Source organism: Clostridium septicum, from assembly GCF_003606265.1.
Classification (GTDB): domain Bacteria; phylum Bacillota; class Clostridia; order Clostridiales; family Clostridiaceae; genus Clostridium; species Clostridium septicum.
This window is the reverse complement of the sequence record NZ_CP023671.1, coordinates 1,696,010-1,708,149: the sequence shown is the minus strand read 5'-3', so window position 1 is coordinate 1,708,149 and position 12,140 is coordinate 1,696,010. Positions and strand designations below refer to the sequence as shown.

11 protein-coding genes and 11 tRNA genes are annotated in these 12,140 nt (G+C 30.6%); 19 read left to right on the top strand and 3 right to left on the bottom strand.

The annotated features are described in order from the left end of the window. Positions 1-6 precede the first annotated feature (6 nt). The gene (gene lonC, locus CP523_RS07565; protein ID WP_066673814.1) at positions 7-1,905 is read left to right on the top strand and encodes a Lon family ATP-dependent protease; all 1,899 of its coding nucleotides are present in this window, start codon (positions 7-9) and stop codon (positions 1,903-1,905) included. Between the two features lie 169 nt (positions 1,906-2,074). Further along, positions 2,075-3,412 (top strand): replicative DNA helicase, encoded by a 1,338-nt coding sequence (locus tag CP523_RS07560; RefSeq protein WP_066673812.1) that lies wholly within the window; start codon positions 2,075-2,077, stop codon positions 3,410-3,412. Positions 3,413-3,440: 28 nt separating this feature from the next. Here the strand turns inward: CP523_RS07560 and CP523_RS07555 are convergent, their stop codons facing one another. Then, complete coding sequence (locus CP523_RS07555) at positions 3,441-3,797, bottom strand: hypothetical protein (protein ID WP_120140749.1); 357 nt, start codon at positions 3,795-3,797, stop codon at positions 3,441-3,443. 135 nt (positions 3,798-3,932) lie between these two features. On the opposite strand from CP523_RS07555, the gene proC reads away from it, so the two are divergent. Then, the gene (gene proC, locus CP523_RS07550; RefSeq protein ID WP_066673811.1) at positions 3,933-4,733 is read left to right on the top strand and encodes a pyrroline-5-carboxylate reductase; all 801 of its coding nucleotides are present in this window, start codon (positions 3,933-3,935) and stop codon (positions 4,731-4,733) included. A gap of 89 nt (positions 4,734-4,822) precedes the next feature. On the opposite strand, the gene CP523_RS07545 is transcribed toward proC, so the two are convergent. Further along, positions 4,823-5,998, bottom strand: coding sequence for an NAD(P)-dependent malic enzyme (locus CP523_RS07545; protein WP_066673806.1), 1,176 nt, complete (start codon positions 5,996-5,998; stop codon positions 4,823-4,825). Between the two features lie 225 nt (positions 5,999-6,223). On the opposite strand from CP523_RS07545, the gene CP523_RS07540 reads away from it, so the two are divergent. The 4 genes from CP523_RS07540 (at position 6,224) to CP523_RS07525 (ending at position 8,986) form a co-directional block, all read left to right on the top strand. Further along, complete coding sequence (locus tag CP523_RS07540) at positions 6,224-7,513, top strand: adenylosuccinate synthase (protein ID WP_066673804.1); 1,290 nt, start codon at positions 6,224-6,226, stop codon at positions 7,511-7,513. Between the two features lie 109 nt (positions 7,514-7,622). Next, the gene (locus tag CP523_RS07535; protein ID WP_066673802.1) at positions 7,623-7,817 is read left to right on the top strand and encodes a DUF1858 domain-containing protein; all 195 of its coding nucleotides are present in this window, start codon (positions 7,623-7,625) and stop codon (positions 7,815-7,817) included. A 150-nt stretch (positions 7,818-7,967) separates the two neighbouring features. After that, positions 7,968-8,150, top strand: coding sequence for a DUF1858 domain-containing protein (locus CP523_RS07530; RefSeq protein ID WP_066673800.1), 183 nt, complete (start codon positions 7,968-7,970; stop codon positions 8,148-8,150). Between the two features lie 86 nt (positions 8,151-8,236). Then, a complete protein-coding gene (locus tag CP523_RS07525; RefSeq protein WP_066673798.1) occupies positions 8,237-8,986 on the top strand; it encodes an acyl-[acyl-carrier-protein] thioesterase in 750 nt (249 codons plus the stop codon). 51 nt (positions 8,987-9,037) lie between these two features. Here CP523_RS07525 and CP523_RS07520 read toward each other — a convergent pair whose 3' ends face one another. Beyond that, entirely contained in the window at positions 9,038-10,285 is a 1,248-nt protein-coding gene (locus tag CP523_RS07520; protein ID WP_120140748.1) for a BaiN/RdsA family NAD(P)/FAD-dependent oxidoreductase, read from the bottom strand. Positions 10,286-10,379: 94 nt separating this feature from the next. Between CP523_RS07520 and CP523_RS07515 the strand changes: the two genes are divergently transcribed. From CP523_RS07515 to CP523_RS07460, 12 genes are all read left to right on the top strand, one after another. Then, a complete protein-coding gene (locus CP523_RS07515; RefSeq protein ID WP_066673794.1) occupies positions 10,380-10,961 on the top strand; it encodes a hypothetical protein in 582 nt (193 codons plus the stop codon). 140 nt (positions 10,962-11,101) lie between these two features. Then, positions 11,102-11,176, top strand: a tRNA-Glu gene (locus tag CP523_RS07510). Positions 11,177-11,184: 8 nt separating this feature from the next. After that, positions 11,185-11,260: transfer RNA gene (locus CP523_RS07505), tRNA-Val, on the top strand. Between the two features lie 9 nt (positions 11,261-11,269). Beyond that, positions 11,270-11,346: transfer RNA gene (locus CP523_RS07500), tRNA-Asp, on the top strand. A 49-nt stretch (positions 11,347-11,395) separates the two neighbouring features. Next, a tRNA-Thr gene (locus tag CP523_RS07495) sits at positions 11,396-11,470 on the top strand. A gap of 5 nt (positions 11,471-11,475) precedes the next feature. Next, positions 11,476-11,550 (top strand) — tRNA-Glu (locus CP523_RS07490). A 9-nt stretch (positions 11,551-11,559) separates the two neighbouring features. Continuing rightward, positions 11,560-11,635: transfer RNA gene (locus CP523_RS07485), tRNA-Val, on the top strand. Between the two features lie 9 nt (positions 11,636-11,644). Continuing rightward, positions 11,645-11,721: transfer RNA gene (locus tag CP523_RS07480), tRNA-Asp, on the top strand. A gap of 50 nt (positions 11,722-11,771) precedes the next feature. Beyond that, positions 11,772-11,846, top strand: a tRNA-Glu gene (locus CP523_RS07475). A gap of 8 nt (positions 11,847-11,854) precedes the next feature. Further along, a tRNA-Val gene (locus tag CP523_RS07470) sits at positions 11,855-11,930 on the top strand. Between the two features lie 9 nt (positions 11,931-11,939). Beyond that, positions 11,940-12,016, top strand: a tRNA-Asp gene (locus CP523_RS07465). Positions 12,017-12,039: 23 nt separating this feature from the next. Next, positions 12,040-12,114, top strand: a tRNA-Thr gene (locus CP523_RS07460). The last annotated feature ends 26 nt before the right edge of the window (positions 12,115-12,140 follow it).

Genomic DNA, 12,140 nt, shown 5'->3' with positions numbered 1-12,140 from the left:
TTAGATTTGAAGTCATACGACGAAGAAAAGTTAGATGGTTTACTAGATAGTGGGCTGTCATTAGATGCACAGGTTAATGTATTAAATCAAATATTAGGCAATGTATTAGATGAAGGAGCTGTTAGGGCAAGAACTGTTAGATTTAAGCTTCAAAAGCATATAACTTCACCTAGTGTGTATGAAAGAGTATATGCACTAAATATGATAGCCTCAGATGGTAAGGGAACAAAATCAATACCAAATGCAGATAATGTAAGAGAAGTATTAGAGGATACTGTATATTTCATATCAGAGAACATAGCAAGAAAATATGTTCAAAATAAAGTTGAGTCACAAGTGGAAAAAGCGTTAGCTGAAAGACAAGATAAGTTTATGGATGATATGAGAGTTTCTATTATAAAGAAACAAAAGGGACCGGAAAGCACAAAAACTACAAAAAAATTAGAAAGGCTTAAGGAATTAGATTCAAAAAACATAAATAAAAATGTAATGAGTTTATTAAGACCTGAAAAATTTGAAGAAGTTGTTGGGCAACAAAGGGCAGTTAAATCTCTTATTTCAAAAATGTCGTCTCCATACCCACAACATATACTTTTATATGGACCTCCAGGGGTTGGTAAAACTTCAGCAGCAAGATTAGCCTTAGAATATGCAAAGAAATTAAGATTTACTCCTTTTGATGGAGATTCTAAGTTTGTTGAAGTTGATGGAACTACTTTAAGATGGGATCCAAGAGAAATAACAAATCCCCTATTAGGTTCAGTACATGATCCTATATATCAAGGTAGTAAAAAAGATTTAGCAGAGGTAGGAGTTCCAGAACCTAAGACTGGATTGGTAACTGAAGCTCATGGTGGAGTATTATTTATAGATGAAATCGGTGAATTAGATGAAATACTTCAAAATAAGTTATTAAAAGTTCTTGAAGATAAGAGAGTTGAGTATTCATCATCATATTATGATCCAGATGATGAAAATACCCCAGAATATATTAGATATTTATTTGAAAAGGGAGCACCAGCAGATTTTGTTTTAATTGGAGCAACAACAAGAGAACCAGGAAAAATAAATCCAGCACTAAGATCAAGATGTACAGAAGTATATTTTGAACCTTTATCAGCTGATGATATAGAAAATATAATATATAATGCTGCAGATAAATTAGATGTAAAACTTGAAGATGGTATTGCTAAATTTATAAGCAAATATACTGTTGAAGGTAGAAAAGCAGTAAATATTTTAGCAGATGCATATGGGTATTCTTTATATACAGCAGGAGAAGATGTTACCGAAGAACATTTTATAAAAATGAAGGATGTAGAAGAAGTAATTTCTGTTGGTAGATATTCACCATATGAAATTATAGAAGATATTAATAAATCTGAAGTTGGTCATGTATATGGTTTAGGTGTAAGCGGATTTATGGGATCTACTCTAGAAATTGAAGCGGCTGTTTTCCCAGCACATAAAAAAGGTGCAGGAGTTATTAAGTTTAATGATACAGCGGGATCAATGGCAAAGGATTCAGTATTTAATGCAGCATCTGTAATTAGAAAAATAACAGATAAGGATTTAAAAGATTATGATATACATGTAAATGTAGTTGGTGGAGGTAAGATTGATGGGCCTTCAGCAGGAGCTGCAATAACTATATGTGTTATAAGTGCACTACTTGATAGACCAATAAGGCAAGATGTTGCTATTACCGGGGAAATATCACTTAGAGGTAAAGTAAAGCCTGTTGGAGGAATATTTGAAAAGATATATGGTGCAAGAAGAAAAGGTATTAAGTTAGTAATAATACCAAAAGATAATGAAAAAGAAATTCCATTAGGATTGGAAGATATAGAAGTAAGAACTGTAAGTGAAATAGAAGAACTTATGGATATAGTATTTGAAAAATAATACAATAAATTAGGCTTTCCTAATGGGGAGTCTAATTTTATTTTTTATTATAATATTTATAAAATATTATTATTTTTATATTAGAAAAAATAAAAATATTAAATATATTATGTTTTATAAACAAGGTTTTGATATAATAACTTTAGCAATACTTGAGAGGAGGTTACATATGGATGCACCAATTATGAGAAGTTTGCCCCAAAGCATAGAAGCAGAGCAATCTGTTATAGGTTCTATGATAATAGATAAGAGTGCTATAGCAAGGGTTTTAGAAAAGCTAAATGAAGATGATTTTTATAGGGATGGACATAAGGTTTTATATAAAGCTATAAGAGAAATGTTTTCACAAGATATGGCTGTAGATCTAGTAACCTTATTAGAATATTTGAAATCAACGGATATGTTGGATAAAGCCGGTGGAGTAACTTATATATCAGAATTAAGTGCTTCTGTACCAACTACTGCAAACTTAAGTTCATATATAAAAATAGTTGAGGAAAAATCTTTATTAAGAAAATTAATTAAATCATCAACTGAAATTATAGAGGAAAGTTATAATAATCAAGATAAGGTAGATGGAGTTTTAGATAAAGCTCAAAAAAAAATCTTCGATATAGCTGAAAAGAAAGGTTCAAATGACTATGAACCTCTTTCAAATGTGTTAGAAAGAGGCTTCCTGGAAATAGAAAAGCTATTTAACAATAAAGGAAGTATTACAGGTGTAGGATCTGGAATTAGAGATTTAGATGCTAAGACTTCTGGATTCCAAAAAGGTGATATGGTGCTTATAGCAGCAAGACCATCTATGGGGAAGACTACATTTTCATTAAATATAGCTGAAAATGCTGCTTTAAAAGAAGGGAAAAGTGTAGTTATATTTTCCTTGGAAATGTCTAAGGAGCAATTAGCTTATAAGTTATTATGTTCTGAAGCAAGTGTAGATATGTTAAAGCTTAGAACTGGTAATTTAGATGATGATGATTGGGAAAGAATAGCTAGAGCAACAGGACCATTATCTAAAGCTAAAATCTTTATAGATGATACAGCAGGATTAAGTGTTATGGAAATGAGATCTAAGTGTAGAAAGATAAAAATGGAGCATGGAATAGACATGATACTTATCGATTACTTACAGCTTATGTCAGGGAGTTCAGGTAGTGAAAGTAGACAACAAGAGGTATCAGAAATTTCAAGATCTATAAAGGCCTTAGCTAAAGAGATGGAGTGCCCAGTAATAGCATTATCACAATTATCACGTGCTCCGGAGCAAAGAGCGGATCATAGACCTATGTTATCAGACTTAAGAGAATCAGGTTCAATAGAGCAAGATGCGGATGTTGTTATGTTTTTATATAGAGATGAGTATTATAACAAAGAGACTGAAGATAAAAATATTGGTGAGTGTATAATAGCTAAGCAAAGAAATGGTCCAGTAGGAACTGTTAAGATGGCTTGGATTGGAGCTCATAGTAAATTTGCAAACTTAGAATTAGTTTACAAGGAATAAAAGCTATGCAGCAGCATAGCTTTTATTTTTAACAATTTACTATTTTAGGCACTTTTAAATAAATTAAATTAGCTGAAATTTTATTTGTAATATTACAAATATCAATATCTTTTAAGTAAAATAATCTTTTATATTTTAAAGATTTATTATTTTTATTTCTTAAATTTAAATTTAAAATTAGAAAATTATTTATATATTTTAATAAAATCTCTTCTTTTTTAAATTCATTAAGAGATATAAAAATACTATAATAATTTTTATTTTCGGTTATATTAATTATAGGGTTATTATTTGAATTTTCTTTTAAGGAGTTAGAATTCATTAAGTCAAAAATAAATTTATTTTTGTTCATTTTAAATTTATTATAAATATTTTTATCGTCCATAGTCATACCTCCTTATATGTATTTATAGTTTGTGTTTTATAAAACAAGCTATCCTATGAGGCTTATGGTTGGATATATAAAATATAATTAAATAAGATAAAATTACAAATTAATATTAAGAATAGAGGTAGAGTAATGAATAAAAGAATTGGATTTATAGGTTGTGGAAATATGGGAAAGTCAATGGTAATGGGACTTTTAAAATCTAAATCTATAGGAAATGAAGATATATTAGTATCTACAAGAAGTAATGAATCAAAAGAAAAAATTGAAGAGGAAATTGGAGTTAAATGTACATTAAATAATGTTGAGGTAGCAAAATTTTCCGATATAATATTTTTAGCAGTTAAGCCTAATATGTATAAAAATGTTATTTTTGAAATAAAAGATAATTTAAAGGATAATGCAGTTATAATTACCATAGCTGCAGGAATAGAATTAAAACAAGTTGAAACTTGGTTTGGAAAAGACATAAAGATTATTAAGACTATGCCAAATACTCCTGCTTTAGTTGGTGAAGGAATGTCAGCTATTTGTCCCAATAAATTAGTTAAAGAAGAAGAATTAAATTATGTTTGTAATCTATATAAAAGCTTTGGTGAGTATGAAATACTAGCAGAAAAAGATTTTCATGGATTTATAGCCTTATGTGGATCATCTCCAGCATATGTATTCATGTTTATAGAAGCTATGGCTGATGCTGCTGTCAAATTAGGAATTCCAAGATCAAAAGCGTATAAAATGGCAGCACAAAGTGTTTTAGGATCAGCTAAAATGGTTTTAGAAACTAAAAAGCATCCAGGGGAACTTAAAGATATGGTTTGCTCACCAGGTGGAACAACTATAGATGCTGTAGTAGAGTTAGAAAATCAAGGATTTAGAAATTCTGTAATTAAGGGAATGGAGAAGTGTGCAGAAAAATCTAAAAGTATGTAATTTTAAATTAGAAAAAGAGCAGTTTTAAAGCTGCTCTTTTGTATTATATAACATTATAAAGATTCTAATATTTTATATATTATAAAGAGTTATTTTAATCTTGATACTCCACTTTTAATAGCAGCCTCTTTTACAGCTTCTGCAACTAGTTTTTGAACATTTATGTCAAAGGCTTTTGGAATTATAAAATCAGGGCTTAAATCATCTTTAGATATAGCGTTAGCTATAGCATAAGCAGCAGCTATTTTCATATCTTCATTTATATCACTAGCCATGACATCTAAAGCGCCTCTAAATATACCTGGAAATGCTAAAACGTTGTTCACTTGGTTAGGAAAATCTGACCTTCCTGTTCCTATAACTTTAGCGCCAGCTTCCTTAGCATCATCAGGAAAAATTTCAGGTATCGGATTAGCCATTGCAAATATAATTGAATCCTTATTCATAGTTTTAACCATTTCTTTAGAAACTAGGTTAGGAGCAGAAACACCAATAAATACATCAGCATTTTTAATTACATCTTTTAGGGTTCCAGTTTCTTTATTAGGATTAGTTATATTAGATAATTCTTCTAGGGATTCATTGATAAAGTCCATGCCGTTATATATAGCTCCAAATTTATCACACATTATTATGTTTTTAGCACCAGAAGATAGTAGTAATTTACAAATAGCAGAACCAGCGGCTCCAGAACCATTTATAACTATTTTTATATCTTCTAAATTTTTATTAACTATTTTTAAGCCATTTAGTAAACCGGAAAGAACAACTATTGCAGTTCCATGCTGATCATCATGAAAAACAGGAATATCTAATTTTTCTTTTAAAGCCTTTTCAATTTCAAAACATCTTGGAGCTGAAATATCTTCTAAGTTTATGCCACCAAAAGTTGGAGCAATTTTTATAACAGTATCTATAATTTCTTTTGTATCTTTAGTATCAAGTACTAGAGGAAAAGCATCAACATTTGCAAATTCTTTAAATAAAATTGACTTTCCTTCCATAACTGGTAAGGCAGCTAATGGTCCTATATCTCCAAGACCTAAAACAGCAGTACCATCAGATATTACAGCTACAGTATTCCATTTCCTTGTATATAAATAGGATTTTGAAGGATCTTTATGAATTTCTTTACAAGGTTCAGCAACTCCAGGCGTATAAGCTAAGCTTAAGTCCTTTTCGTTTTTTATTTTACACCTAGAAATAATTTCAAATTTACCCTTTAAATCTCCATGATATTTTAGCGCCTCTTCATAAATGTTCATAATAATGCTCCTTTTTTATATAAAATAGAATAAATAATAATACTTTACTTAAAATATAAATAACTACATATATATTATACGAATTATTATAAAATAATGCAAAAAAATATTCGCAAAAATATTGAAAGTTTCATTCTACTTTGTTACTATGATATGTGGATAGTAAAAAATCTAAATTTTTAATGCAAGGCTAAAAAATAGTCTTTTCATAAGGAGGCAATATTAATGTCAGCATTTATTGTTTTAGGGGCTCAATGGGGCGATGAAGGAAAAGGAAAAATGACAGATTACTTAGCAGAAGAAGCTCAAGTGGTTGTTAGATATCAAGGTGGAAATAATGCAGGTCATACTGTTGAAGTTGGGGATAAGCAATATAAACTTCATTTAATTCCTTCAGGAGTTTTATATGATGATAAATTAAATGTTATTGGAAATGGTGTAGTGGTAGATCCAGAAGCGCTATTTACAGAAATAGACTACTTAGAAGGAGAGGGTGTTAAGGTTACACCAGAAAAGCTTATTGTTAGTGATAGAGCTCAAGTTATAATGCCATATCACAAGGTTTTAGACAAATTAAAGGAACAAGCTAGAGGTAAAAATGACATAGGAACAACTGGTAAGGGAATAGGACCTTGCTATACAGATAAATTTGAAAGATGTGGAATAAGAATATGTGATCTTATGCACAAAGAAGTTTTTGCTGAGAAGTTAAAAGAAAATATAGATATGAAAAATGCTTATATAACTAAAGTTCTTGGTGGAGAAGCTTTAAATTATGATGAAATTTTAGAAAAGTATTTAGCATTTGCAGAAAGACTAAGACCTTTCGTTCAAGATACTTCAGTTAGAGTATATGATGAAATAAAGAAGGATAAGACTGTACTATTTGAAGGAGCACAAGGAATGCTACTTGATATAGATTACGGAACATACCCATATGTAACATCATCAAATACTACTGCTGGTGGAGTTGCTAATGGAGTAGGAATAGGACCAACTATGATTACTAATGCTGTTGGTATAGCGAAGGCTTATACAACAAGAGTTGGTAAAGGACCTTTCCCAACTGAATTATTAGATTCTACTGGAGATTGGATAAGAGAAAAAGGACATGAATATGGAGTAACAACAGGTAGATCAAGAAGATGTGGATGGTTAGATGCTGTTATATTAAAGACTACAGTAAGAGTATCAGGATTAACATCATTATGTGTTACTAAAATAGATACATTAGCAGGACTTGAAAAGCTAAAGATTTGTGTGGGATATAAGTTTGAAGATAAGGTTATAGATTATTTCCCAGCAAGTTTAGAAGATTTAGCAGAATGTGAACCTGTTTATGAAGAGTTTGATGGTTGGGGTGAAGAAGTAGCTAATGCAAGAAGCTATGAAGAATTACCTGAAAATGCAAAGAAATATTTAAGAAGAATAGAAGAACTAACAGAAACTAAGATTTCTATTATTGGTGTTGGACCAAAGAGAGATCAAACAATTAGAGTAACTGAAGAATTATAAAAAAAGAATTATCTAGAATATTTATTCTAGATAATTCTTTTTTATGGAATAAGTAGGACGGGAAAGTCGTATACTAGTAAATAATACAATTAACAACAGAGGTGAAAGTATGATAACAGAAGATATGACTTTAAATGATGCTATTTTAAAAAATCCTGGAGCACAATCTATATTAATGAGTTTTGGAATAGGATGTGGCATTTTAAATAAAAACGAAGAAGAAACACTCAAAGAGGCTTGCATTGAACATGGAGTAAATCTTGAAGTTTTATTAAGAGAATTAAATTTTAGTAGATATTATTAAATTTCACTATTATAATAAAATATCGCCCAATTTCAGGCTATATATAAAATTGACTAAAAAAAATCTTATGTATATAATTTTAATAAAATAATAAAAAAGATATTTAATTTATATTATATAGCAACAATATTAGAAGGATGGGTGGTATTTATGATAACTAAGGAGATGACTATTGGAGAGCTTATAAGAGAAAAGGCAGATGCAGCTGAAATTTTAATGAGTTTTGGAATGGGATGTGTTGGGTGTCCATCAGCTCAAGCAGAATCTTTAGAAGAAGCTGCAATGGTTCACGGATTAAGCTTAGAAGCTTTGTTAGAAGCTTTAAATAAGTAATAAATGAAATTAATTAGCTCTGTAGTAATAAAGTGACTACGGAGCTTTTATTTAATATTAAATTTAATATTACTTTGGAGGGAACTATGGGAGAACAATATTCAAAAGATTATCAGGTACATTTTTATGAAGCTGATTATAATTTAGACTGTACAATGACTTCTATAATAAATATTTTAGGGGATGTAGGAACTGAACAATCAGAAAAATTAGGAGTTGGAATAAACTATTTAGTAGATAAAAATATGGCTTGGGTTTTTTATCAATATGATGTAAAGATTATTAGATATCCAAAGTATGGTGAAAAACTAAAAGCAGTAACAGTTGCCAAGGGATTTAAGAAGTTTTATGCCATAAGAGAATATAGTATTTATGACGAAGATGGAAATAAAGTTGTAGAGGCTCAAGCTATATTCTTTCTAATAAATATAGAAAAAAGAAAAACTATGAGAATACCTGAAGAGCAGTATAAGGCTTACGGGTTAGAGTCTGATATAAAAGAGCCTTTTAAAATAGAAAGATTAGAGAAGTTACAAGAATCAACTTATGAGAAAGAATTTAAAATAAGATATAGTGACATAGATTTTAATAGACATGTTAATAATGCTAAATATGTAGAATGGGCAATAGAGTCTTTACCAATTGAGGTTGTAAGGAACTTTAAATTAGAAAATATAAAGGTAACTTTTGAAAAGGAATGTACTTATGGGGAAGAAATAAGAGCACTATCATCAGTAAGAAAAGAGGAAGATGGTAGTTTAATATCTATACATAGAATAGAATCTAAAGATGGTATAGAGCTTACAAAATTAATAGGAAAATGGATGAAAGTTTAATTTTTTAGTGTTACTATCACAATCTAGTTGTGATAGTAACACTTTTTATATTTATTTAGAATTTGCTATATTTTTAGCCACGCAATATCCAGAACTCCAAGCCCATTGAAGATTAAATCCACCACAATCGCCGTCTACGTCTAATATTTCACCACAAAAATATAAATTAGGAACTAATTTAGATTCAAGAGTTATAGGATCTACTTCTTTAGTATTAACGCCTCCAATAGTTACTTGAGCTTGATTAAAGCCGTTAGTACCTATACATTTAAATTTCCATTGTTTTAAAAGGTCTATAAGTCTTCTTCTATCTTTCCAATCTAAGTCATAACAAGGACAATGTAAATTAGTAATGCCAGCTTCTTTTAATAGTGTTGGAATTAATTTTTTATTAACTATACCTATTAATGAATCTAATACTGATCTATGGGAGAACATTGCTAGATGCCTTTCTATAAAGTTCTCTACATCTTCCAGAGATAGATTAGGCATCATATCTACAATTATTTCTACTTTTTTTCCTTTATGCAAAGCTTTAGATGCATGACCTGATAATTGTAAAATAGGAGGACCTGATATTCCGTAATCAGTGAAAAGTATTTCTCCGAATTCTTTTCTAATAGGTTTGTCATTAATTAATAGTATGGCATATCCATCAAATTTTATACCAGATAGTGCTTTTAAATGAGGATGCTCTAATTTAAGTTGAACTATACCAGGAAGAGGATTTATAATTTTATGCCCTAAGGATTTAGCTAATGAATGCCCAGAACCGTCAGAGCCTGTTTTAACAGCAGATTTTCCTCCACAGGCAAGAATTAATTTTTCACATGTGAATAATTTATATTCTTCATTACTTGTGGATAAATTGAAATTTTTCTTCCTGTGGATATCTTTTAATTTGCAATTTGTGTATAGAGGTATTCCTCTTTCTTCTAAAGCAAATCTAAAAATATCCACAACAGAAGAAGCCTGTAATGATTGTGGATACATTTTTCCACCTTTTAATTCAGTTATAGGTAAACCTAAAGAAAGAAAAAATGATTTAGTATCTTCAACCATAAAATTAGATAGTGAATTCACAAAAAAATTAGGATTTTCACTATGATAAGATAAAAACGGGAAAGATATTGTGTTATTAGATATATTACATCTACCATTACCTGTAGTTAAAATTTTCTTGCCAATTCTATCGGTGGCTTCTAAAATAGCTACATCTATACCGAAATCTTTGGCTGCAATAGCTGCAATTAATCCAGATGCTCCACCACCAACTATAATTAAATCATGATGTATCATAATATTTAATCTCCTTCATGTATATTTAAATAAATTTTATCATAGTAATATAAGTTATAAAACTATGGAATACTATTTTAAAGAGGTGAAATATATGAAAGTAAAGATTATAAATAAAGATAGTAGTGATTTTGAAAAAGAATTTAAAGTTAGAAGAATGAATTATGATCAATCTGTGGTTAATTATCCTAATTCAAAAGGTATAAATATATTTTTAAATAAAGATGTAAAATTTATTACAGAATCTGATATAGATGAGTTTTTAATTAAATATAAGGATTTTTTGAAAATAAAATTAAATAGAGGAATATCTATAAATTTATATAAAATATTATTAGATACTATACAAGAACAATTTAATGAAAAATTTTTATCTCTTAATTTATTAAAAGATAGATATAAAGTAAATAAGAGAGGTATTTGGGATAAAGAGGTATTAGCTATTGTTAATGAGCATATTCCGGTAAATATTATTGCAAGTGGCGAAAATTTCAAAAAAACAGGATATAATATTTCTGTGGAAGAAATAAATAAAGAGAAATTTTTTGAAATATGTCGTTTTGAAATTAAAAAAATTCAGAAGGAAATAAAGGAAAAAGAGACTCAACTTTCAAGATATGGACAGGGCTTAGATTGTCTAAAATCAAGGGTTGACCAGGTTAAATTACTAGAATGAAAAATATATAAAAATAAGTTTGAAATTAAATAAATAAAAAAGTTTTAAAAAAGTGTTGACACTATATTAAAATTTATGTATTATAGTTAATGTGCTCGGCAGGAGAAATGTTCCTGAAAGAAACGAGCAAAATTTAATATGGCTCCTTGGTCAAGCGGTTAAGACACCACCCTTTCACGGTGGTAACAGGGGTTCGATTCCCCTAGGAGTCACCATTTATTTTGGGCGCATAGCTCAGCTGGGAGAGCATCTGCCTTACAAGCAGAGGGTCACAGGTTCGATCCCTGTTGTGCCCACCAAAATTAAATGGCTTAGTAGCTCAGTTGGTTAGAGTACTGGCCTGTCACGCCAGGGGTCGAGGGTTCGAGTCCCTTCTAAGTCGCCATTTTAATTTTAAAAGATAACATAAAAAATAATATTTAAAGCTATTATATGCTGGCATGGCTCAACGGTAGAGCAGCTGACTTGTAATCAGCAGGTTGTAGGTTCGATTCCTATTGCCAGCTCCATATATGGCTCCTTGGTCAAGCGGTTAAGACACCACCCTTTCACGGTGGTAACAGGGGTTCGATTCCCCTAGGAGTCACCATTTTATTTTGGGCGCATAGCTCAGCTGGGAGAGCATCTGCCTTACAAGCAGAGGGTCACAGGTTCGATCCCTGTTGTGCCCACCAAAATTAAATGGCTTAGTAGCTCAGTTGGTTAGAGTACTGGCCTGTCACGCCAGGGGTCGAGGGTTCGAGTCCCTTCTAAGTCGCCATTTTAATTTTAAAAAAAGCATTAAATATTATAAAACAAAAAACTTAATATGGCTCCTTGGTCAAGCGGTTAAGACACCACCCTTTCACGGTGGTAACAGGGGTTCGATTCCCCTAGGAGTCACCATTTATTTTGGGCGCATAGCTCAGCTGGGAGAGCATCTGCCTTACAAGCAGAGGGTCACAGGTTCGATCCCTGTTGTGCCCACCAAAATTAAATGGCTTAGTAGCTCAGTTGGTTAGAGTACTGGCCTGTCACGCCAGGGGTCGAGGGTTCGAGTCCCTTCTAAGTCGCCATTTTTTTATTTAAAAAAATATATGCTGGCATGGCTCAACGGTAGAGCAGCTGACTTGTAATCAGCAGGTTGTAGGTTCGATTCCTATTGCCAGCTCCAAAAAGCTTTGGATAAATCCAAAGCTT

What these genes read in the sequence shown, in the direction of transcription:
- CP523_RS07560 (WP_066673812.1), top strand. Translation starts at nt 2,075, where the DNA reads ATGGATGCACCAATTATGAGAAGTTTGCCCCAAAGCATAGAAGCAGAG.
- CP523_RS07555 (WP_120140749.1), bottom strand. Translation starts at nt 3,797, where the DNA reads ATGGACGATAAAAATATTTATAATAAATTTAAAATGAACAAAAATAAA.
- proC (WP_066673811.1), top strand. Translation starts at nt 3,933, where the DNA reads ATGAATAAAAGAATTGGATTTATAGGTTGTGGAAATATGGGAAAGTCA.
- CP523_RS07545 (WP_066673806.1), bottom strand. Translation starts at nt 5,998, where the DNA reads ATGAACATTTATGAAGAGGCGCTAAAATATCATGGAGATTTAAAGGGT.
- CP523_RS07540 (WP_066673804.1), top strand. Translation starts at nt 6,224, where the DNA reads ATGTCAGCATTTATTGTTTTAGGGGCTCAATGGGGCGATGAAGGAAAA.
- CP523_RS07535 (WP_066673802.1), top strand. Translation starts at nt 7,623, where the DNA reads ATGATAACAGAAGATATGACTTTAAATGATGCTATTTTAAAAAATCCT.
- CP523_RS07530 (WP_066673800.1), top strand. Translation starts at nt 7,968, where the DNA reads ATGATAACTAAGGAGATGACTATTGGAGAGCTTATAAGAGAAAAGGCA.
- CP523_RS07525 (WP_066673798.1), top strand. Translation starts at nt 8,237, where the DNA reads ATGGGAGAACAATATTCAAAAGATTATCAGGTACATTTTTATGAAGCT.
- CP523_RS07520 (WP_120140748.1), bottom strand. Translation starts at nt 10,285, where the DNA reads ATGATACATCATGATTTAATTATAGTTGGTGGTGGAGCATCTGGATTA.
- CP523_RS07515 (WP_066673794.1), top strand. Translation starts at nt 10,380, where the DNA reads ATGAAAGTAAAGATTATAAATAAAGATAGTAGTGATTTTGAAAAAGAA.